This window comes from Agrobacterium sp. B1(2019), assembly GCF_008274755.1.
In the GTDB taxonomy this organism is placed as follows: Bacteria; Pseudomonadota; Alphaproteobacteria; order Rhizobiales; family Rhizobiaceae; genus Agrobacterium; species Agrobacterium salinitolerans.
The window spans coordinates 692831-713450 of sequence record NZ_VTPB01000002.1 but is presented as its reverse complement, the minus strand read 5'-3'; the positions used below and the strand labels follow the sequence as shown (position 1 = coordinate 713450).

Annotated in this window: 17 protein-coding genes; 5 read left to right on the top strand and 12 right to left on the bottom strand. The window is 60.4% G+C overall.

Features of this window, described 5'->3' with window-relative positions:
• Nucleotides 1–4: 4 nt before the first annotated feature.
• From AGR1_RS18015 to AGR1_RS18005, 3 genes are all read left to right on the top strand, one after another.
• A complete protein-coding gene (locus AGR1_RS18015) occupies nt 5–1939 on the top strand; it encodes an EAL domain-containing protein (RefSeq protein ID WP_136902947.1) in 1935 nt (644 codons plus the stop codon).
• 161 nt (nt 1940–2100) lie between these two features.
• On the top strand, nt 2101–2796 hold the full coding sequence (locus AGR1_RS18010; protein WP_080795451.1) for an FkbM family methyltransferase: 696 nt from the start codon (nt 2101–2103) through the stop codon (nt 2794–2796).
• Nucleotides 2797–3037: 241 nt separating this feature from the next.
• The gene (locus AGR1_RS18005) at nt 3038–3874 is read left to right on the top strand and encodes an alpha/beta hydrolase (RefSeq protein WP_149147763.1); all 837 of its coding nucleotides are present in this window, start codon (nt 3038–3040) and stop codon (nt 3872–3874) included.
• A gap of 44 nt (nt 3875–3918) precedes the next feature.
• On the opposite strand, the gene AGR1_RS18000 is transcribed toward AGR1_RS18005, so the two are convergent.
• The 7 genes from AGR1_RS18000 to AGR1_RS17965 all read right to left on the bottom strand — a co-directional run bounded on the left by AGR1_RS18000 (nt 3919) and on the right by AGR1_RS17965 (nt 11287).
• On the bottom strand, nt 3919–5310 hold the full coding sequence (locus tag AGR1_RS18000) for an FGGY-family carbohydrate kinase (protein ID WP_149147762.1): 1392 nt from the start codon (nt 5308–5310) through the stop codon (nt 3919–3921).
• Nucleotides 5307–5630 carry an L-rhamnose mutarotase gene (gene rhaM, locus AGR1_RS17995; RefSeq protein WP_149147761.1) on the bottom strand — a complete coding sequence of 108 codons (324 nt, stop codon included), beginning with the start codon at nt 5628–5630 and terminating at the stop codon, nt 5307–5309. The genes AGR1_RS18000 and rhaM overlap by 4 nt, the downstream gene beginning before the upstream one ends.
• Nucleotides 5631–5633: 3 nt before the next feature.
• Nucleotides 5634–6644: an ABC transporter permease gene (locus AGR1_RS17990; RefSeq protein ID WP_149147760.1), complete on the bottom strand. Its 1011-nt coding sequence runs from the start codon at nt 6642–6644 to the stop codon at nt 5634–5636.
• A complete protein-coding gene (locus AGR1_RS17985) occupies nt 6641–7642 on the bottom strand; it encodes an ABC transporter permease (protein ID WP_080795464.1) in 1002 nt (333 codons plus the stop codon). Before AGR1_RS17985 ends, AGR1_RS17990 begins: the two co-directional genes overlap by 4 nt.
• 14 nt (nt 7643–7656) lie before the next feature.
• Nucleotides 7657–9192 carry a sugar ABC transporter ATP-binding protein gene (locus AGR1_RS17980; RefSeq protein WP_187772223.1) on the bottom strand — a complete coding sequence of 512 codons (1536 nt, stop codon included), beginning with the start codon at nt 9190–9192 and terminating at the stop codon, nt 7657–7659.
• Nucleotides 9193–9404: 212 nt separating this feature from the next.
• Nucleotides 9405–10415 (bottom strand): rhamnose ABC transporter substrate-binding protein, encoded by a 1011-nt coding sequence (gene rhaS / locus AGR1_RS17970; RefSeq protein ID WP_149147759.1) that lies wholly within the window; start codon nt 10413–10415, stop codon nt 9405–9407.
• Between the two features lie 47 nt (nt 10416–10462).
• Nucleotides 10463–11287 (bottom strand): DeoR/GlpR family DNA-binding transcription regulator, encoded by an 825-nt coding sequence (locus tag AGR1_RS17965; protein WP_149147758.1) that lies wholly within the window; start codon nt 11285–11287, stop codon nt 10463–10465.
• A 201-nt stretch (nt 11288–11488) separates the two neighbouring features.
• Here AGR1_RS17965 and AGR1_RS17960 point away from each other — a divergent pair, with 201 nt between their 5' ends.
• Together AGR1_RS17960 and rhaI are read left to right on the top strand one after the other, a co-directional pair.
• Nucleotides 11489–13585: a bifunctional rhamnulose-1-phosphate aldolase/short-chain dehydrogenase gene (locus tag AGR1_RS17960; RefSeq protein ID WP_149147757.1), complete on the top strand. Its 2097-nt coding sequence runs from the start codon at nt 11489–11491 to the stop codon at nt 13583–13585.
• A 51-nt stretch (nt 13586–13636) separates the two neighbouring features.
• Nucleotides 13637–14929, top strand: a complete 1293-nt coding sequence (rhaI, locus tag AGR1_RS17955; RefSeq protein WP_149147756.1) for an L-rhamnose catabolism isomerase — start codon at nt 13637–13639, stop codon at nt 14927–14929.
• A gap of 130 nt (nt 14930–15059) precedes the next feature.
• On the opposite strand, the gene panB is transcribed toward rhaI, so the two are convergent.
• The 5 genes from panB to AGR1_RS17930 all read right to left on the bottom strand — a co-directional run bounded on the left by panB (nt 15060) and on the right by AGR1_RS17930 (nt 20613).
• Nucleotides 15060–15908 (bottom strand): 3-methyl-2-oxobutanoate hydroxymethyltransferase, encoded by an 849-nt coding sequence (panB, locus tag AGR1_RS17950; RefSeq protein WP_080795485.1) that lies wholly within the window; start codon nt 15906–15908, stop codon nt 15060–15062.
• Nucleotides 15905–16783, bottom strand: coding sequence for a pantoate--beta-alanine ligase (gene panC / locus AGR1_RS17945; RefSeq protein ID WP_080795488.1), 879 nt, complete (start codon nt 16781–16783; stop codon nt 15905–15907). Before panC ends, panB begins: the two co-directional genes overlap by 4 nt.
• 150 nt (nt 16784–16933) lie before the next feature.
• The gene (locus tag AGR1_RS17940) at nt 16934–17704 is read right to left on the bottom strand and encodes an enoyl-CoA hydratase-related protein (protein WP_149147755.1); all 771 of its coding nucleotides are present in this window, start codon (nt 17702–17704) and stop codon (nt 16934–16936) included.
• Nucleotides 17694–18620 carry a hydroxymethylglutaryl-CoA lyase gene (locus tag AGR1_RS17935; RefSeq protein WP_149147754.1) on the bottom strand — a complete coding sequence of 309 codons (927 nt, stop codon included), beginning with the start codon at nt 18618–18620 and terminating at the stop codon, nt 17694–17696. Before AGR1_RS17935 ends, AGR1_RS17940 begins: the two co-directional genes overlap by 11 nt.
• 1 nt (nt 18621) lies before the next feature.
• Complete coding sequence (locus AGR1_RS17930; protein ID WP_149147753.1) at nt 18622–20613, bottom strand: acetyl/propionyl/methylcrotonyl-CoA carboxylase subunit alpha; 1992 nt, start codon at nt 20611–20613, stop codon at nt 18622–18624.
• Between the last annotated feature and the right edge of the window lie 7 nt (nt 20614–20620).

Here is a 20620-nt window from a genome sequence, read left to right as displayed (position 1 = left end):
CCGTTTGCGAAAACTTGTGGCGGTGATCATCTGTTGCTTCGTCCTGGCAACGGGCTATATCGCTTTCGTTATTGCCGAGCGGCAGACTGCTCTGCAGAAATTCGCCCGCTACAATGATTCCTGGGCCGTCAGCCAGACGGTTGCAGAATATCTGCGTCTCCAGAACAAGCTGGCCGTATTCGCCCTTGACCCTGGCAAGATTGATCGGGACGAACTGCAGTTGCGTCTGGATATTATGCTGAGCCGTCTGGAGCTTCTGAAACAGGGAAATCTGGGCGCCTTCATCAATGAGAAACAGCAGTGGCGGGATCTCGTAACCCATCTTGATGCGATTTTGGTCCATCTTGAGCAGCGGTTGAGCGATCTCAATCCGGCCGAGGTTCCGGATATTCTTTCCGCGATGAGCGCGCTCGACGCGCCGATGACGACGCTCGCCTCGTCTTCAGTCGCTTTTGACGTCAACCTTATCGACACCGCCCATGAGGATGTGCGCAAGCTGCATATCGTTTATACCGCGCTGGCCGGCGGCCTTATACTGTGTGGTATCGCGCTTGTTATATTGCTGCTCCGCCAGAACGATCTCCTGAACCGGGCGCAGAAAAGCATGCGTGGTCTGACGGACGATCTGCGTGCCGCCACGCTGGAATTGCAGGCCAAGAATGTCCGGCTCGAACATGACGCCTATCACGACGCGCTGACGGGACTGCCGAACCGCGCGCTTTTCCGGCGGGAGTTGATCGAGAGATTGCGTCGATCCTTCGGCGGGACTGGAACGACAGCCATCCTTCTGCTCGATCTGGACGGGTTCAAGGACGTCAACGATACGCTCGGCCATGACGCTGGCGATGCGCTGCTTCAGGCCGTGGCGCAGCGCCTGTCGGGCATCGGCGGCGATTATGATATGGTCTGCCGTCTGGGCGGTGACGAATTCGCCGTCGTCTCCGACGATCTGAACGAGGATGCCGCCCGCCGCATCGCCAACAGGCTTATCGACCAGATCAGCCGCACCTACCAGCTTGGCGAGCAGGAGGTCAAAATCGGCACCTGCATCGGCATCGCCATATCGCACGGCGCCGTCGACGCGGATGAATTGTTCAAGCGCGCGGATCTGGCGCTATATGAGGCGAAAGCCATCGGCCCCGGCCGGGCGAGTGTCTTCAAGGTCCGCATGCAGAAGCAGCTGACCGAGAAAAAGTCCTTCGAGGCTGACTTGCAGACCGCGCTGCAGAACGACGAGATGGAAGTCTATTACCAGCCGCAGGTGGCGACGCAGACACGCAAGCTTTGCGGCTTCGAGGCGCTGCTGCGATGGAAACATCCGGTGCGGGGCGATGTGCCGCCCAGCGTGTTCATTCCCGTTGCGGAAAGAACCGGTCTCATCCATTCGCTCGGAAAATGGGTGATGGAGACCGCCTGCCGCGAGGCGATGGGCTGGGACGAGGACATGAAGGTGGCGGTCAATCTGTCGCCGGTTCAGTTCCACAGCACCAGCCTCATCCAGAACGTCATGGGCGCGCTTGAGAAAAGCGGGCTGGAACCCAGCCGGCTCGAGCTTGAAATCACTGAATCGATCCTGCTCAACAAGAGCGACCAGACGATCAACACGCTTTCACGGCTGAAAGCCGTCGGCATCCAGATCGCCATGGATGATTTCGGGACAGGTTATTCATCGCTCGCCAATCTGCGCGGCGTGCCTTTCGACAAGATCAAGATCGACCGTTCGTTCCTGCGCGATATCACCAGCGACCGCGACGCGCTGGCGATCGTGGAATTCGTGGTCGGTGTCGGCCGCAGTCTGCGGATGACGACGATTGCGGAAGGTATCGAGACGGAAGAGCAATATGAATGTGTCAGGCGTCTGGGCTGCGATCAGGTTCAGGGATATCTGATCAGCAGACCGTTGCCGGCCAAGGAGCTTGTGGCCTGGAGTTCCGTCTGAGGCGCGCCTGTTTTGGCGGCGGCCGTATCTTGAATTTTTACCACGTCATATTGTTGCTTGCGAAAACCGATACCGGTTGCCGCAACGATGCTGTAGAGCATTCCCGGTCGATATGGGATCATTGCGGCAAAGCTGCCGGGTTTTGCGAAAAGGCTTGAGACATGGAAATACTGGACGTGCATGGAATTGCCCTTCCCCTCTCTTCCGATGAGGTGTCGCCCGTCATCTGGCAGGCGCTGACCGACGGCAGCTATGAGGCGAAAGAGGCCCGCAGCGTCCTGAAAGCCATCAAGCCCGGCGATCGGGTGCTGGAGCTGGGCTCCGGTATTGGGATCATCACCTCGATCATTGCCGGCATCGAGGATGTTTCTGTCTGGGCCTTCGAGGCCAACCCCTCCACCGCGGCGCTGGCAGAGCGGGTGATCAAGGCCAATTGCCGCGGCAATGTCGTGTTTTCGCAGGGGCTTCTCACCGCCGATGAGCCGAGCTCCTATCCTTTTTACGTCCGCAGGGATCTCTGGATGTCGTCCATGGACGAAAATCAGGGCCCCTATGAAAAGCGCATCGAAATTTCCTCCGCCAACATCGATGAATTTATCGCCAGCCGGAGCATTACCGCGCTCGTCATGGATATCGAGGGTGCGGAACGCGATCTGCTCGGCAGGGCCGACCTCTCCGGTGTGGAGCGGATATTCGTGGAACTGCACGACCATCTTTACGGTCTCGCCGGAGTTCGCGATATCATGCAGGCGCTGACCGCGAAGGGATATGCCTATGATCCCCGGGGTTCGCGTGGGCCCTGCGTCCTGTTCTCTAAGGACGAGAGCCCCAGGGAATACGATCCCGAGGTGGACTGAGGCCGCGCCGAATTCACGGAACCGTCCGCCTGTCCTCTCCGTTCTCACATTTGCATGAGGGCGCGGAGCGGGTCGATGCGCGTACCGTGATCGGCCCGCCACGATAATTTCATAAACAGCAATTCATTCCCAATTATTGTTGCAATTGTAGCAACCGTTATCCTGCGTCATCATCCCTCCATCAAACCGGCGCGCAAAAGGATGCACCGGAGATGCCAACGCAACCGAAGGAGTAACGATCATGGGCTTTGTTAAGACGACAGACGGAACCGAAATCTTCTACAAGGACTGGGGCCCGAAGGACGCCCAGCCGATCATGTTCCACCATGGCTGGCCGCTCAGTTCAGATGACTGGGATGCGCAGATGCTGTTCTTCCTCTCCAAGGGTTTTCGCGTCGTCGCCCATGACCGCCGTGGTCATGGCCGTTCCGCCCAGGTTGCCGACGGTCATGACATGGACCACTATGCCGCCGACGCCTTTGCCGTCGTGGAGGCGCTCGATCTGAAGAACGTCGTCCATATCGGCCATTCCACCGGCGGCGGCGAAGTCGCCCGCTATGTCGCAAAACATGGCGAACCCGCCGGCCGCGTCGCCAAGGCGGTTCTCGTTTCCGCCGTGCCGCCGCTGATGCTCAAGACCGAGGCCAATCCGGAAGGCCTGCCGATGGAAGTATTTGACGGCTTCCGCTACGCGCTTGCCGCAAACCGCGCCCAGTTCTTCCGTGACGTACCGGCAGGCCCGTTCTACGGCTTCAACCGCGATGGCGCGACCGTGCATGAAGGCGTTATCCAGAACTGGTGGCGTCAGGGCATGATGGGCGGTGCAAAGGCCCACTACGACGGCATCAAGGCCTTCTCGGAAACCGACCAGACCGAAGACCTGAAGAATATCAGCGTTCCGACGCTGGTTCTCCATGGTGAAGACGATCAGATCGTCCCGATTGCCGACTCGGCTCACAAGTCGGTCAAGCTTCTGAAAAATGGCACCCTGAAGACCTATCCCGGCTTCTCGCACGGCATGCTGACCGTCAACGCCGATGTGCTGAATGCCGATCTGCTGGCCTTCATTAAGGGCTGATCCTTTTCCGACATCAGAATGCGGTCGATCACTCGGCCGCATTTCTATTTGGGCAAGGTCAGATGGCCCCGCCAGGCGGTGCGATAGGAAGTCAGCTCCGGGATATCCCCCGCCGTGAAATGACGCTCTCGACCGGCAACCGGCTTGATCCCGGTGAGCAGCGCAGCACCCGCACTGGTCCCCGTCGAGCCTTCCATGGCAATGACGTCGGTTGTGGCAAAAGCGGCGAGTGCCTTCAAATAGAGCGTGTTTCCGGCGAAGGGTCCTTCGACGACAATCGGCCCCCTTCGCCCGACGAGCGAAAGGCAGAATTCCGTCATCAGGGCGAGATAGAGCGAGGCAGTCGCATGTCGCTCCGCCCCCGTTGCATCGCTATCGGCGATCCAGCGCGCCGCCTTGCCGGGGAAGGGGCCGGAGCCGCTGACGACGCTCGGCATCATCATCATTCCTTTTTCGATAACCCCGCCGAGCGCGGCTTCAATCTCGTCGATTGTCGCAGCTCCGAATTGCTGCGCCAGCAGCTCATATTCCCTGCCGCCCATGAAGCGGGAGGAAGGAACGGGTCGCCCGAGGGCATCGACATTCAAAAGCGTATCGCGGCTGGGATCCAGCGCATCCGCCTTGCCGCCAATGGCGAAATTCACCACCCAGGTGCCGGTTGAGACGACGGAAAAATCGCCGTCGCGGCGAAGTAGATGCGGCAGGAGCGACGCGTTGGAATCGTGGATGCCGCAATAGACCGGCATATCAGGTGACAGCCCGGTTTCCTGCGCCAGCGATGGGCGGATCGTGCCCAGCACATCGAACGCGGAGCGGACAGGCGCCATCAAATGCTCGATGCCGAGACGCTCGACCAGCGATGAAAAGTTCTTCAAGCGCGGGTTCCATAGGTCCGTGTGGCAACCAAGTGAGGTCGTTTCGGTTGCCTGAACGCCTGTTAGCCGTCCTGCCCAATATTGCGGGTAAGTGACGATGTCGCGCACCCGGGCGAACTCGTCCGGAAAGGCGGTTTTCTGGAAATGGATTTGTGCACCGAGGTTCAGTCCCGCTGGAAGCTGCGGTGAGCCGGTCTCTGCGAAATCGGGCCTGATCTCGCGATAGGCCTCCTGAACGGGCTCGGGGCAGACATGCTCATAATCGAGCACCGGCATCGCGAGATCGCCTTTTTCATCGAGAAGTGCTGCTGAAGCACCATGGGTGGTTATGGAAATCGCGTCGAAACCCGGCGCGCGGCCAAACCTCGCAAGAGCGGCAAGAATGAAGTGCCAGAGCATTTCCACATCGTAATGTGGGTAGGAGCCATCGCGAAGAACGGGGTTCGTCCGCTTTTCGCCTCCAATTTCCTCGCCGCTGCCGGTGTCGATGACGACCACCTTGGCATTGGTCTTGCCGATATCGATGACCGCGACCCGGTTCGGTTTGATGCTGTCGCTCATGGCAAATGGAACACCGTTACCAAGTCTTTCGCGACCGGCGAATTATCGGGATTGCTCTCCATGATATCAGCCATATGCGCCCACCACTTCTTCATCACGGGGTGATCGGGTAAAGCCGCCATGCGGTGGTTCATCGGCCGCGTCAGCACGCCGAAGAGAATGTTGGTTTCCGGGTCGAGATGGATGGAGTAGTCGCTCACCCCCGTGTCGTGCAGCAGCGCCACCAGCTCCGGCCATATCTCGTCGTGGCGCTTTTTGTATTCGGCCTCCTTACCGGCGAAGAGCTTCATCTTGAAGGCGTGTTTTTCGAGTTCCGGCATGGCTCAGCCTTTCATGGCTCGAAGGCGACGGACGACGATGGGGATGGCGATGGTAACGATGAGCAGCAGACCGACAAAGATCGACATGACGATGCCGGGTACGTTCAGAAGCCCCAGCCCGAAAGTGACGAGGCCCATGACGAAGGCGGCAATGACGACGCCTGCAATCGTGCCGGAACCGCCGAGAATGGAGACGCCGCCGAGCACCACCATGGTCACCACCTCAAGTTCCCACCCTTGAGCGATGGACGGGCGGGTGGAACCGAGCCGCGAGGTGAGGCAGACGGCGGCGATGCCGCTCATCAGGCCGGTGAGCAGGAAGAGGATGAACTTCACGCGCTCGACGGGAATGCCGGAAAAGCGCGCGGCAAAGGGGTTGGTGCCGATGACATAGACCTGCCGGCCGAAATTGGTGGCGTGCAGCAGAATGGCGAAGAGGATGGCCATGACGATGAACAGTACGAATTCGAAGGAGATCACCCAGAACACGTAGCCCTGACCGAAATAGGCGAAATCCGCCGGATATTTGCCATAGGCCTGATCCCCCAGCACCATGTAGGAAATGCCACGAAACAGGCTCATGGTGCCGATGGTGACGACAATGGACGGTAGCTTCAGCCCCGCGACCAGAAAGCCGTTGAAGGCGCCGCAGAAAAGCCCGGTGCCGATGCCGATGGCGACGAGGCCGGGCGTGCCGACACCCATCTGCACCGCAGCCCCCATGGCGGTGGAGGCAAGCGCGATGATGGCGGCGACCGACAGATCGATTTCACCGGCGATGATCAGAAGCGCCATGGCAAAGGCGATGATGGCCTTTTCCGTGAAATTGAAGGTGGCATCGGAGAGATTCCAGGCGTTGAGGAAATAGGGCGAGGCGAGCGAATTGGCGATGAAGATGAGGATCGCGACGCCAAGCAGCAACACTTCCCAGCTGGCCATGATACGGCTGAGCGGCGTGCCGAGTTTGTCGGGAATGACACGCGGTGCCTGTGATGATTGGGAATTCGTACTCATGCGGATGCTTCCTTGCCATGATCTGCGGCGGCCCGGTCGCGCAGGATGATGCGACCTTTTCGAGCTTCGGCGCGGGCGTTGAAGACGACGGCGAGCACGATGACCACGCCCGAAATCGCCATCTGCGCGAAGGGTGAAATGCCGATGACAGGCAGCGCGTTCTTGATGACGCCGAGGAACAGCGCGCCAAGCACCGCACCTGCCACCGAGCCGATGCCGCCCGCAATCGAGATGCCGCCGATGACGTTGGCTGCCACGCTGTCCAGCTCGAAGCCGGCGGCGATATCCACATAAGCGACGGCGTAACGCGACACCCAGAGATAGCTGGCGAGACCGGCAAGCGCGCCTGACAGCACGAAGGCGAAGAAACGCGTCCGGCCGACATCGATGCCCGCATAAACGGCGGCACCCGGATTGCCGCCAGAGGCGTAGGCGGAGCGGCCGAAGGAGCTGCGTGTCAGCACCAGCCAGGCCCCGGCGATGATGAGAATGGCGACCCAGGACAGAACCGGCATGCCGAGGATCATCGTGCGCGGCACATTGAGGAAGCTCGGCGAAAACTGATGTGCATTCACCCAGCCGCCGCCCGAAAGCACGAAAGCCATACCGCGATAGATGGTGAGCGTGCCGAGTGTGACGACGATGGGCGGAATGCCGAGCCACCAGACGAGTATGCCGTTGATGGAGCCCAGAAACGCGCCGATGCCGACCGCCATGGCAATGAGTAACGGCAGCGGAATGCCCGGAAAGGCGGCATTGGTCATCGCTACCGCCATGCCGGTGAAGGCGAGATTGGCGGCGACGGAGAGATCGATGGATTTGGTGAGAATGACTGCCATCTGGCCGAGCGCCAGAATGATGAGGATGGACGTATCATTGAATATATTGACGAGATTGCCGGGCCGGCCGAAGCCGGGCGCGCGCAGGGCAAAGCCCGCAATCATGACGATGATGATGCCCGCCAGCAGCCATTCGCGATTTTTGAGTAGACGTTGCATGTTCGTGGCCCCTCTCAGGCATTGCCGGTGGCGGCGCGCACCAGCTTTTCCGGAGAAAAATCGGCGCGTTCGAACTGGCCCGCCATCAGGCCTTCGCGCATGACGATGGCGCGGTCGGACATGCCGAGGATTTCGGGAAGTTCGGATGAAATCATGATGATGGACAGGCCTTCGGCGGCAAGCTCGCTGATGAAGCCATGCACGGCGGCCTTGGAGCCGATGTCGATGCCCTTGGTGGGTTCATCGAGAATGATGACCTTGGGCTGGGTGGCTAGCCATTTGCCGATCACCACCTTCTGCTGGTTGCCGCCCGAAAGCGTGCCCACAGGCACCGAAAGGGCGGCGGCGCGCAGATCGAGCCGCGCGGCATATTTGCGCGCCAGCGCGAATTCATTGGCGGCGGCCAGAAATCCCTTGCGCGAGGTGCGGGTGAGGGAAGGCAGCGACATGTTCTGATAGATCGGCATATCGAGCGCCAACCCGTGGCGGCCGCGCTCTTCCGGCACATAGACAATGCCGGCGCGGATCGCATCCTCCGGCGAGCGGATGGTGAGCGGCTGGCCGTTCAGCGTCACCTCTCCCGAAGCCGGGCGGGTGATGCCGAACAGCGACTGGCAGAGTTCTGAGCGCCCGGCGCCGATCAGCCCATAAAGGCCGAGAATCTCACCCTTGCGCAGATTGAGCGAAATATCGCGGAATTCCGTCTGGTGCGAATAGTCTCGGACCGACAAAACAGTTGGCCCCAGCGTGACGGCCTGTTTGGGAAAGGCATTCGTCACATCGCGACCGACCATCAGCCGCACGATCTCGTCCTGCGGTGTGGCAGCGAGATTGCCTGCGCCAACCATCTTCCCGTCACGGAACACGGCGTAATTCTCTGCGATCTCATAGACCTCATCGAACTTGTGGCTGATGAAGAGGATGGCCTTGCCCTGCCGCTTGAGGTTTTCGACGATGCGGAAGAGATCGTCGATTTCCTTGCGCGAAAGGGCGGCGGTCGGTTCGTCCATGATGACGATACGCGCCTCGACGGACAGCGCCCGGGCGATCGCGACTAGATGGCGCTGGGCGATGGACAGGTCTTTCAGCCGGATCGTCGGATCGATAGTGCTTTCGAGCTGTTCCAGCAGAACCTTGGCGCGCGCATTGATGGTCTTCCAGTCGATCAGGCCAAAACGGCCTTTTGGCGCGTGGCCGAGGAAGATGTTTTCGCCGACGGAAAGCTCGTCGAACAGCACGGTTTCCTGATGAATGGCGGTGACGCCGGAATCGATGGCATCCTGTGCGCTGTGGAAGTGGACAGCCTTGGCATCCAGCACGATTTCACCCTCGTTCGGGCGGTAGATGCCGGTGAGGATCTTGACCAGCGTGGATTTGCCCGCGCCGTTCTCGCCGATCAGCGCCGTCACCTTGCCGGGGTATAGCGCGATATCGACGCTATCGAGTGCTTTCACGCCGGGGAATATCTGGCTGATGCCGCGCATTTCCAGAATGGGCGTGGCGCTGGAAGCCTCTGTCATATTGATGGTTTGGGTTTCAGCACGCATCATTCGTCTTACCGGTCGGTTTTGTGTGAAGCGGCGAGGAGCTACCCCCCTCTGCCCTGCCGGGCATCTCCCCCTCAAGGGGGGAGATCGGCAAGCGGATAGCATCCCGCGTTATGGATGGAGCGGGTGCGGCATATCGATCTCCCCCCTTGAGGGGGAGATGCCCGGCAGGGCAGAGGGGGGTAACCTCCACGCCCTGCCGTCACTTCTCAAGATCAAAAAATCTTCGAAAACTGATCGATGTTCTTCGCGTCATAGATAAACGGATCGGCCATGGCCGCTTCGCTGTTTTCGCCAACCTTGATCTTGCCCATGCGGCCTGCTTCGATTTCCGAACCCGGCTTGCCGTCGGTTTCGCCCTTCACAAGGCGATAGGCAATCTGGGTGGCGGAATAACCGAGGTCGATCGGGTTCCAGATGGCGAATTCCTTTGTCGCGCCCGACTTGATGGCACCGGCCATTTCGGATGGCAGGCCAAGGCCTGTGACGAAGACCTGACCGATCTTGCCGGCATCCTTCACGGCCTGCGAGGCGGCGAGAACGCCGACCGTTGTCGGCGCGACGATGACCTTCACATTCGGCTGCGAGGAGAGCAGGCCCTGCGCTTCGCGATAGCTCTTGTCGGCAAGGTCGTCACCGTAAACCGTGGTGACGAGGTTGAGTCCCGGGAAGTCCTTCAGCTGTTTCTTCATCTCGTCGATCCAGATATTCTGGTTCGTGGAGGTGGTGGTGGCCGAAAGAATGGCGAAGTCGCCCTTGCCACCTTCCAGATGCGCGGCGGCCAGCTGCAGGCACATCTTGCCGATCAGCGCATTGGACGAAGGGTTGAGCTGGAGAATGCGGCCTTCAGGTGCCACGCCGGAATCCCAGGAAATGACCTTGATGCCGCGCTGTGCCGCCTTTTTCAGTGCCGGAACAACGGCGTCGGGGTCGTTTGCGGAAATCGCGATGGCATCGACGCCCTGCGCAATCAGCGAATTGATAACTTCGATCTGGCCTTCCGCCGTGGTGCTGGTCGGGCCGGTATAGATGATCTCGACGCCGCCGAGGTCCTTTGCGGCCTCCTGCGCGCCCTTGTTGGCAGCTTCGAAAAAGCCGTTGCCGAGCGATTTGACCACCAGCGCGATCTTGACGTCTGCTGCCTCGGCAACGCTGCCAAGCCCCGCGACGGAGAGCGCTGCGCTGAGTGCCAGGACGCTGGTCAATGTTCTGCGTGTAAGTTTCATGTCCCTTTTCCTCCCGTTTTGAACCCTGTTGTTCTCCCCGGCGCTCCTCACGCTACCGAAGAAGAATTCTCCTCATCCGGCGGACCGGATGTTTTTCCCGCGGCACCGGCAATCAGCAATTCGACGCCGGCATCTTCCACCATCCTTGCCGCCTCGTCTGAAATCCCGTCATCGGTGATGATGGTCGTGACGTTTTCGAGCGGGCATAAAATCAGGCTGGACCGTTTTCTGAATTTAGAAGAATCGACCATCACGATCAGCTCCTCCGCCTGTCGCATCAGCTTCTGTTCGCTCTGGATCACCAACGCGTCGGATTCCATGATGCCGAGCGCTCCCACGCCCTGCGCGCCGAGAAATATCCGTCGCGCATAAAAATTGCGGATCGCATCATTCTCGAAGGGCGACAGGATAAGGCTCTGGTCGCGATAGATCGCGCCGCCCGGCACATTGACGTTGCATTTGGAATGTTTGACCAGATGCTCCGCGATGGCGAAAGAATTGGTCATCACCTGCAGACGGCGGGCCGCCATGTAATGGACCATCTGAAATGTCGTGGTGCCGCCATTCAGGATGATCGCGTCGCCATCATGGCAGAGATCGACCGCCTTGCGCGCAATTGCGCGTTTCTTGTCGATATTGACCGATTCGGACACACGGAAGGGACGTGCGGCGAGATTGCCGAGCTGTGGCGGATGCACCGCTTCCGCTCCCCCGCGCACGCGCCGCAACTTGCCCTGTACATGCAAAGACGCAATATCCCTGCGGATCGTCGCTTCCGACGCATCCGTCAGTTCGGCAATATCCTGCACCGTCACGACAGCTTTTTCCTGCGTGGCGCTCAAGATGATGCGATGGCGTTCGCGTTCGTGCATGGGGTCCTCCTGATTGGCGATTATTCGCAATCTCTTTACGTTGTCAATCAAGAACGATCAAATTAATCAATATCGCGCTGCAACATGAAAATTTATGATCGTTTTTGATTGACATTGTGCTTTTGCATGCGCGATACCTGCCGTCAAAGGAGGCGGGCCGATATCGGCTCCGCGAATGCAGGAAGATATTGGGAGGAAGACATGACGGGAACATCCCGCCTTCTCGAAAGCCGTTGGGACGATGCTTACGCCAGGATGCTCGATGAGCCCGGCAAGCTGCTTTATCGCTCCAATCTGCTGGGTGCCGACAAGCGCATCACCAATTACGGCGGCGGAAACACTTCCGCGAAGGTGCTGGAAACCGATCCGCTGACCGGTGAGAAGGTCCGCGTCATGTGGGTCAAGGGCTCCGGCGGCGATGTCGGCACCATCAAGCTTGACGGTTTTTCGACGCTTTATCTCGACAAGCTGGAAGCGTTGAAGGGCATCTACAAGGGCGTCGAGGACGAAGACCACATGGTCGGTTTCCTGCCGCATTGTACCTTCAATCTCAACCCGCGCGCCGCCTCAATCGATACGCCGCTGCACGGTTTCGTGCCCTATGATCATGTCGATCATATGCACCCGGATGCGATCATTGCGATTGCCGCCTCGAAGAATTCGAAAGAACTGACGCAGCAGATCTTTGGCGATGAAATCGGCTGGCTGCCCTGGCGTCGTCCCGGTTTCCAACTCGGTCTCGATCTTGAGGCTTTCGTCAAGGCCAATCCCAAGGCGAAAGGCGTCGTGCTGGAAAGCCATGGCCTCTTCACCTGGGATAACGACGCCAAGGCATGTTACGAACTGACGCTCGCCATTATCAATAAGGCGATCGAATGGTTTGCAGGAAAGACCGAAGGCAAGGTGATCTTCGGCGGTGCCGTGGCCAAAAGCCTATCGGTTGCCGAACGCCGCGCCATCGCCGCCCGGTTGATGCCGGAAATTCGTGGCCGCATCGGCCGGGAGGAACGCAAGCTCGGCCATTTTGACGATCAGGATGCTGTCCTGGAATTCGTCAATTCAAAGGAACTGAAGCCGCTTGGGAACCTCGGCACATCCTGCCCGGATCACTTTCTGCGCACGAAAATCCGCCCGCTGATCCTCAATCTCGATACCGCAAATCCCGATGTCGATGCGCTGACGGCTGGTCTCGACGCGGCGCTGGAGGCTTACCGCGCGGATTATACGCGCTACTATGAAACCTGCCGCCACGATAATTCGCCCAAGATGCGCGATCCGAACCCGGTGATTTTCCTGATCCCCGGTGTCGGCATGTTGTCTTTCGCGAAAGATAAGGCGACCGCCCGCATCGCCGGTGAATTTTATGTCAACGCCATCAACGTCATGCGCGGCGCGTCCACCGTATCGGAATATCAGGGTCTTCCCGAGCAGGAAGCCTTCGATATCGAATATTGGCTGTTGGAAGAAGCAAAGCTGCAACGGATGCCGAAGCCGAAAAGCCTTGCCGGCCGTGTCGCTTTCGTCACCGGCGGCGCCGGCGGCATCGGCCGGGCAACGGCGGAACGGCTGGCGGGTGAGGGTGCCTGCGTGGTTCTGGCGGATATTGACGAGACGGCGCTGGAGGTCGCGAAGGGCGATTTCGTACAACGGTACAGTGCGGATGCGGTACGCACCGTCAAGCTTGATGTGACGCAGGAAGATGCGGTCATTTCCGCCTTTGCGGAAGCGAGCGTGGAATTCGGCGGCGTAGATATCCTCGTCTCCAACGCTGGCATCGCTTCTTCCGCCCCGGTGGAAGAGACGACGCTTGCCATGTGGAACAAGAATATCGACATCCTCGCGACAGGCTATTTCCTCGTTTCGCGAGAAGCATTCCGGCTGCTGCGGCGACAGAATCTCGGCGGCAACGTCGTTTTTGTCGCTTCCAAGAATGGCCTTGCCTCTTCACCCAATGCATCGGCCTATTGCACGGCGAAGGCGGCGGAAATTCATCTTGCCCGTTGCCTTGCACTCGAAGGGGCGGAAGCGGGCATTCGCGTCAACACCGTCAATCCCGATGCCGTGTTGCGCGGTTCGAAAATCTGGAATGGCGAGTGGCGTGAGCAGCGGGCGGCGTCGTCCAAGATCGAGGTGACCGATCTCGAAGAACATTACCGCAAGCGCTCGATGCTGAAGCTCAATGTCTTCCCGGAAGATATCGCCGAGGCGATCTACTTCCTGGCGTCCGACGCTTCGGCCAAGTCGACCGGCAACATTATCAATGTCGATGCCGGCAATGCGCAGAGTTTTACGCGATAACAAGGGACGGTCATAGGCGGCGATCACGTCGCGTTGGCCGGGGAGGAAAAAATGACCGAAACGAAGATCGCCGCCGATGTGATCGCGGCGGAAAACGAAAAGCGCGCCGGCGCACAGAAAGACGACTATCAGGCGCTGGGCAACCAGCTAGCGCGCCGCAACATCGACATCGATGCCGTTACGGCCAAGGTGGCGGAATTTTTCGTCGCCTTGCCGTCCTGGGGCGTCGGCACGGGCGGTACACGTTTTGCCCGTTTCCCGGGCGCGGGCGAGCCACGCGGCATTTTCGACAAGCTGGATGATTGCGCCGTCATCAACCAGCTGACGCGGGCGACGCCCAATGTCTCGCTGCATATTCCGTGGGACAAGGAAGATCCGAAGCGGCTGAAGACCCATGCCGATGCGCTCGGCCTCGGCTTCGACGCCATGAATTCCAACACCTTTTCAGATGCGCCGGGCCAGAGCCACTCCTACAAATACGGCTCCCTCAGCCACACGGATGCCGCGACGCGCCGGCAGGCGGTGGAGCACAATATCGAATGTATCGAAATCGGCAACGCCATCGGTTCCAAGGCGCTGACGGTGTGGGTGGGCGACGGTTCCAACTTCCCCGGCCAGAGCAATTTCACCAGAAGTTTCGAACGTTATCTCGCGGCCATGGCCGATATCTACAAGGCGCTGCCGGATGACTGGCGCATCTTCTCCGAACACAAGATGTATGAGCCGGCCTTCTATTCCACCGTGGTACAGGACTGGGGCACCAATTACCTCATTGCCAATACGCTCGGCGAAAAGGCCTTCTGCCTCGTCGATCTCGGCCATCATGCGCCGAACACCAATATCGAGATGATCGTCGCCCGGCTTATTCAGTTCGGCAAGCTCGGCGGTTTCCACTTCAACGACAGCAAATATGGCGACGATGATCTCGATGCCGGCTCGATCGAGCCCTACCGCCTGTTCCTCGTCTTTAACGAGCTGGTGGACGCTGAGTATCGCGGCATGAAGGATTTCCAGCCCGCCCATATGATCGACCAGTCGCATAATGTGACGGACCCGATCGAGAGCCTGATCTCCAGCGCCAATGAAATCCGCCGCGCCTATGCGCAGGCATTGCTGGTGGATCGCGTGGCTCTCGATGGTTACCAGCAGAATAATGATGCGCTGATGGCTTCCGATATGCTGAAGCGGGCCTACCGCACCGATGTCGAGCCTATCCTTGCGCAGGCCCGGCAATTGGCGGGCGGCGCTATCGATCCGGTCGCCACTTATCGTGCAAGCGGCTATCGCAGCCATGTTGCGGCGAAGCGCCCGGCTTCGGTTGGCGGCAGCGGGGGTATTGTTTAGTCGTTTGATTTTTGAGGTGTGCAAAGGCTGAGAGCAGGCGGAGATAGCTAATGCCTTGCCTGCACCTATCCGCCGTCATCCTCGGGCTTGACCCGAGGATCCACCACCCGTAGCGCCATGGATCCTCGGGTCAAGCCTTCTCGGCCCCAGAACGGGACGGCTTGCGCACCTGAAACGTATGCTCCGGCCCTGGAAATGCACCGGAGCGCACCTCATCAGCATAAGCCGCCGCCGCTTCTGAAGCCGCCGTGCCGAGATCGGCGTAGCGTTTCACGAATTTCGGTTTGAAATCGGAAAACAGGCCGAGCATGTCGTCGGAAACCAGCACCTGCCCGTCGCAGGCCGGTGATGCCCCGATGCCAATCGTCGGTGCTGCGAGTTTTTCGGTCAACTCGCGGGCCAGCGGCTCGACTGTGCCTTCCACGACGATGGCGAAGGCGCCGGCCTGATCGACGGCAATCGCATCGCGCCAGATCTTCTGCGTTTCCGCATCCGAATGTCCGAGCGAGCGGAAGCCGCCGGCGGTGTGGACGAGCTGGGGCATTAGCCCGACATGGCCGAACACCGGAATGCCGCGGGCGACCAGAAAGGCGATGGTTTCCGCCATTTCCTCGCCGCCTTCCAGCTTCACGCCGTCGCAGCCGGTTTCCTGCATCAGCCGCACGGCGTTGCGGAACGCCTGTTCCTTCGATTCCTGATAGGTTCCGAAGGGAAGATCGACGATAACGCAGGCATGCTCGACACCGCGCATCACGGCGCGGCCATGGGCGATCATCATATCCAGCGTGACGCCGACCGTCGTGTCCATGCCGTAAAGCACCATGCCGAGGGAATCGCCGACCAGGATGAGATCGCAATGCGGATCGAGCAGGCGGGCAATCGGCGTGGTATAGGCGGTCAGGCAGACGATGCGCGCCTCGCCTTTCATCTGTCGGATGGAGGCCGTCGTCAGCCGCTTGTGTTTTCCATGGGCGCTCATTCGGCAGCCTCCCGTTGATTGATCCTGTCGCGCCCGATGACACGGTTGTCGAGGAGCCTCGTGCTGCCCAGGCGCACGAACAGCGCCACCAGCACCGGTCCCGCCTGCAATGAAGCAACGGGGGCGAGCGTATCGGGATCGCGCACCGCGACGACTTCCGGTGAGGCCAGCGGCTCGGTGGCGATGAATTTTTCTATGGCCGTCTCGAATGCGGCGGGGTCGTCGAAGCCCTCGCCATAAAGACGTTCCGCCTCATCGAGTGCCTGCGGCACGATCACGGCGGCGGCGCGTTCCGCGTGGCTCAGATAGACGTTCCGCGAGGAGCAGGCGAGCCCATCCGCCTCACGCACGGTGGCGACGGGAACGACCCTGACCGGCTGGGCAAGGTCCTCGACCATGCGGCGGATCAGCGTTACCTGCTGATAATCCTTCTCGCCGAAATAGGCGGCGTTCGGCTGGACAAGGTTAAAAAGCTTGGTCACGACGGTCGCAACACCGGCGAAATGCCCCGGCCGCACGGCGCCTTCCAACTGGCTGCCCAGTTCGGGCACATCCACGACGGTCTGCATCGGGCGCGGATACATCTCGTGGACTTCTGGCGCGAAAAGAATGTCGATGCCCGCCTCTTCCAGCAATGCGCTGTCGCGGGCGAGATCGCGGGGGTAACGGGCCAGATCCTCGTTCGCGCCGAATTGCAGCGGGTTGACGAAGATCGAAACCACCGTCACGTCGTTTTCCGACTTGGATTGGGCAACAAGCGTCAGATGGCCGATATGGAGAAAGCCCATGGTCGGCACGAAGCCGATGGTTTTGCCCGCCCGGCGAAAGGCGGCGGTGGCGTCCCGCAATTCGGCGACGGTTTTTACAAGCTGCATGGGTCTCCTCCGGCTTCCCCAATCGCCGCCCGGCGAAAGGTGCTGGATAGAACTCGATTTGCCGAACAGGGTCAACGGACGCATCGGGATTATATCGATTAACCCTATGACGACTTTCGAGAAAACCGGAGCTCGGGCAGATGGCGGCGATCACTCCAGCCAGAGCGGTTTCCTCTTTTCGGCAAAAGCCAATCGCCCCTGCCGCGCCTCGTCGCTGACGCTGATCGTGGCGATGACGCTCTCGGCAAAGGCAAGCCGCTCGATGGACGGCATATCGCGCATCTTCAGCAAAGCCGCCTTTCCGGCCGCGATGGCGCCCGGAGCATTCTGCCGCAGCCTGGCGAGAACATCCTCGATCACCTTATCCAGTTCGGCCGATGGGACGGCACGATTGACGAGGCCGAGACGCTCCGCATTAGCAGCGTTGATCGCAGCGCCGAGATAGGCCATTTCCTGAAGCTGGCTCAGGGGTATCTTCGCCAGAAGTTTCGCCGCCACCATTGCCGGGAAAAGTCCCACGCGCACCTCAGGCATGCCGAATTCGGCATGGTCGGCGGCATAGGCGAGATCGCAGGCGGCAACGAGACCAAGCCCACCGGCCAGAACCCGGCCGTTGATGCGGGCGATGACGGGCCTGTCGCAGCCCTCGATGGTGCGCATCACATCGGCAATAGGGTTGGTTCCGCCCCGCGAAAGGAACATGCCGCCGGCGCTTTCCTTCAGATCGGCCCCGGAGCAGAAGCTGCGGTCTCCCGCAGCCGTTATTACCACGGCGCGCAGACCGCCATCACCGGATGCCGCGCGGATGGCTCTCGTCAGTGCGTCCGTCATCGCGGCATTCAGGGCATTGTGCACCTCCGGCCGGTTGAGCGTCAGCCAGAGAACGTTTTTGCGCCTTTCGCTCAGCAGTTCATCCGCCATGCTCGCCATCCTTCTGTCTTGCCGCAAGCAGCGCCTTGCCGGCGCGGGCCGCATTCGGTCTACCGAGATGCCGGCTGATCCAGTCGCCGGTTTTCGCCACCGCCAAAAGGTCGATGCCGGTTTTAATGCCAAGCCCCTGCAGCAGATAAACGACGTCTTCGGTGGCGACGTTGCCGCTGGCGCCCGGCGCAATGGGGCAGCCGCCCAGCCCGGCGACCGAACTGTCGAAGACGGAGATACCTTCATCCAGCGAGGCCAGCACATTGGCTACGCCCTGCCCATAGGTATCGTGGAAATGCATGGCGAGTTTTTCACGCGGGATGCAGGCGGACACCCGCTTGATGATATTGCGAATCTGGTCCGCCGTGCCGATGCCGATCGTATCGCCGAGCGAGATTTCGTAACAGCCAAGCCCGATAAGCGCTTCGGCCATCGCCGCCACCTCATCCTGTGCAACCGTACCGTCATAGGGGCAGCCGGCTATGCAGGAGACGTAGCCGCGCATGAGGATGTTCCGGCCAGCCGCGGCTGATGCGACATCGCGCAGGCGCTCAAGGCTTTCGGCGCGCGAGCAGCCGATATTGTGCTGACTAAAACCTTCGGATGCGGAGACGAAAACGGCGACTTCCGTCACACCGGCATCAAGGGCAGCCTCGAAACCTTTCATATTGGGAACGAGCGCCGGATAGGCGGTGCCGGGTCGCCTTTCGAGGCCCTGGAACACCTCTTTCGAATCCGCCATTTGCGGCACTTTTTTGGGTGAGACGAAAGCACCCGCTTCCACCGCCGCCAATCCGGCTGCGGCCAGCCGTTCGATCAACTCGATCTTGATGGCGGCTGGAACCTTGGCGCTTTCGTTCTGCAAGCCGTCACGCGCGCCCACTTCGACGATTTTTACCTCTCGGGGCCAGCTCATCTCAGCGGCCCTCCGGCTCGAAATCCACCAGCACCGCACCGGCCGCGACCATATCGCCCTCAATGCAATTGATGGCCGTGACGGTGCCTTTCGCCGGCGCGCGGATCGTGTGCTCCATTTTCATCGCCTCCATCACCACAAGCGCCTCGCCGGCCTCAACCGCGGCGCCGTCGCTGCTCAGCAAGGCGCGGATGACGCCGGGCATGGGCGCTTCCAGGCCGCCGGCATGGGTAGCGGCATCCGCGATATCGACGGGATCCGGCTGGCTGATGCGATAATGCTCGCCATCCAGAAAAAGCGTGTACCGGCCATCCTCGGCGAAGAAATGGCCCTGCCTTTTCCTGCCTTCCACGGTCGCACGGAATTTACCGTCCTCCGAGAGGCCGCCATGGGCGCTGATCGCCCGTCCGTCGATCTCCAGCGAAAAACCACCCGCCTCATGCGTGACGCCGACACTAAGCGGCTGGTTGTCAAAGACGAAACACAGCGTTTCCCTTGCCGGCGCGTTGAGGCGGAAGGCCGCCGTCGTGTTCCATGGGCTATAGGGATCGGCCTGTGAATCAGGCTTTCCGTTTTTCTGCCGCGCAAGCAGCAGGCCAAGCGCGGTCATGGCTATCTCGTTCCCGTCTGTTGCTGCCGGAGCAAACAGCGCCGCTTCGTGACGGGCGATGAAGCCGGTGTCGAGATCGGCGTTCGCGAAGGCGGCCAGCCCCGCAAGCCGCGTCAGAAAGGCTGCATTGCTGGTGACGCCACAGATCGCCAGTTTTTCGAGCGCCAGCCGCAGACGCCGCACTGCCGATGGGCGATCACGGTCCCAGACGATCAGCTTGGCGATCATCGGATCGTAATGCACGGTGATGGCGTCGCCGGCGCGGATGCCACTGTCGATCCTGACGTGAGGGCCCTGATCAGGAAAAACGAGATGGCTGATGGTGCCGATCGACGGCAGGAAATCATGCGCCGGGTCTTCGGCGTAAATCCGCGCCTCGATGGCGTGACCGTTTATGCTGAGATTCGCCCAGTCTTCCGGCAGGGCCTCTCCGTTGGCGACGCGGATCTGCCATTCGACCAGGTCGAGACCGGTAATATATTCCGTGACCGGATGTTCGACCTGCAGCCTCGTATTCATTTCCATGAAATAGAAGTCGCCGGAAGGGTCGAGCAGGAATTCCACCGTTCCCGCGCCGCGATAATCGATGGCGCGGGCGGCGGCGACCGCCGCTTCATACATGCGCTGCCGAAGCGCATCGGGCAGGTCGGGGGCAGGGGCTTCCTCTATGACCTTCTGGTGCCGGCGCTGGATCGAGCAGTCGCGCTCGAAAAGGGAAACGCAATTGCCGTGACCATCGGCAAAGACCTGCACTTCCACATGGCGAGGCCGTTCGAGGTATTTTTCGATCAGCATGCGGTCATTGCCGAAGGCGGCCAGCGCTTCGCGTTTTGCGCCGGCAAGCTCCGCTGCGAAGTCGCGCTTTTGCCGGACGATGCGCATGCCCTTGCCGCCACCGCCGGCCGAGGCCTTGAGCAGCACGGGATAACCTATGGCGTCCGCTTCGTTGCCCAGCCGCTCCTCCGCCTGGTCCTCGCCGTGATAGCCGGGAACGACCGGAACGCCGGCCTTCGCCATCAGCGCTTTCGCCTCGCTTTTCCCGCCCATGGCGCGGATCGCCGTCGCCGGCGGGCCAATGAAAACGAGACCTGCGGCAGCACAGGCCTCGGCGAAACCGGCATTTTCCGAAAGGAAACCGTAACCCGGATGAATGGCTTCAGCGCCGCACGCTTTTGCAGCCGCGATGATTTTTTCCCCGTCGAGATAGGATGTACGTGCAGGGGCGGGGCCGATGGCGATTGCCTCGTCGGCGAGCGCCACATGCATGGCGTTGCGGTCGGCATCCGAATAAACGGCGACAGTGCGGATGCCCATCTTCGTGGCGGTGCGGATGATGCGGCAGGCAATTTCGCCCCTGTTGGCGATCAGTATTTTCGAGAACATGGTCGCC

Excerpts from the sequence above, each read along its gene's own strand:
- panC (WP_080795488.1), bottom strand. The coding sequence starts at position 16,783 with ATGCAGCTTGTAAAAACCGTCGCCGAATTGCGGGACGCCACCGCCGCC.
- AGR1_RS17985 (WP_080795464.1), bottom strand. The coding sequence starts at position 7,642 with ATGCAACGTCTACTCAAAAATCGCGAATGGCTGCTGGCGGGCATCATC.
- rhaI (WP_149147756.1), top strand. The coding sequence starts at position 13,637 with ATGACCGAAACGAAGATCGCCGCCGATGTGATCGCGGCGGAAAACGAA.
- AGR1_RS17940 (WP_149147755.1), bottom strand. The coding sequence starts at position 17,704 with ATGGCGGATGAACTGCTGAGCGAAAGGCGCAAAAACGTTCTCTGGCTG.
- AGR1_RS17990 (WP_149147760.1), bottom strand. The coding sequence starts at position 6,644 with ATGAGTACGAATTCCCAATCATCACAGGCACCGCGTGTCATTCCCGAC.
- AGR1_RS18010 (WP_080795451.1), top strand. The coding sequence starts at position 2,101 with ATGGAAATACTGGACGTGCATGGAATTGCCCTTCCCCTCTCTTCCGAT.
- rhaS (WP_149147759.1), bottom strand. The coding sequence starts at position 10,415 with ATGAAACTTACACGCAGAACATTGACCAGCGTCCTGGCACTCAGCGCA.
- AGR1_RS17935 (WP_149147754.1), bottom strand. The coding sequence starts at position 18,620 with ATGAGCTGGCCCCGAGAGGTAAAAATCGTCGAAGTGGGCGCGCGTGAC.
- rhaM (WP_149147761.1), bottom strand. The coding sequence starts at position 5,630 with ATGCCGGAACTCGAAAAACACGCCTTCAAGATGAAGCTCTTCGCCGGT.
- AGR1_RS17980 (WP_187772223.1), bottom strand. The coding sequence starts at position 9,192 with ATGATGCGTGCTGAAACCCAAACCATCAATATGACAGAGGCTTCCAGC.
- AGR1_RS17960 (WP_149147757.1), top strand. The coding sequence starts at position 11,489 with ATGACGGGAACATCCCGCCTTCTCGAAAGCCGTTGGGACGATGCTTAC.
- AGR1_RS17930 (WP_149147753.1), bottom strand. The coding sequence starts at position 20,613 with ATGTTCTCGAAAATACTGATCGCCAACAGGGGCGAAATTGCCTGCCGC.
- AGR1_RS17965 (WP_149147758.1), bottom strand. The coding sequence starts at position 11,287 with ATGCACGAACGCGAACGCCATCGCATCATCTTGAGCGCCACGCAGGAA.
- AGR1_RS18005 (WP_149147763.1), top strand. The coding sequence starts at position 3,038 with ATGGGCTTTGTTAAGACGACAGACGGAACCGAAATCTTCTACAAGGAC.
- AGR1_RS18000 (WP_149147762.1), bottom strand. The coding sequence starts at position 5,310 with ATGAGCGACAGCATCAAACCGAACCGGGTCGCGGTCATCGATATCGGC.
- panB (WP_080795485.1), bottom strand. The coding sequence starts at position 15,908 with ATGAGCGCCCATGGAAAACACAAGCGGCTGACGACGGCCTCCATCCGA.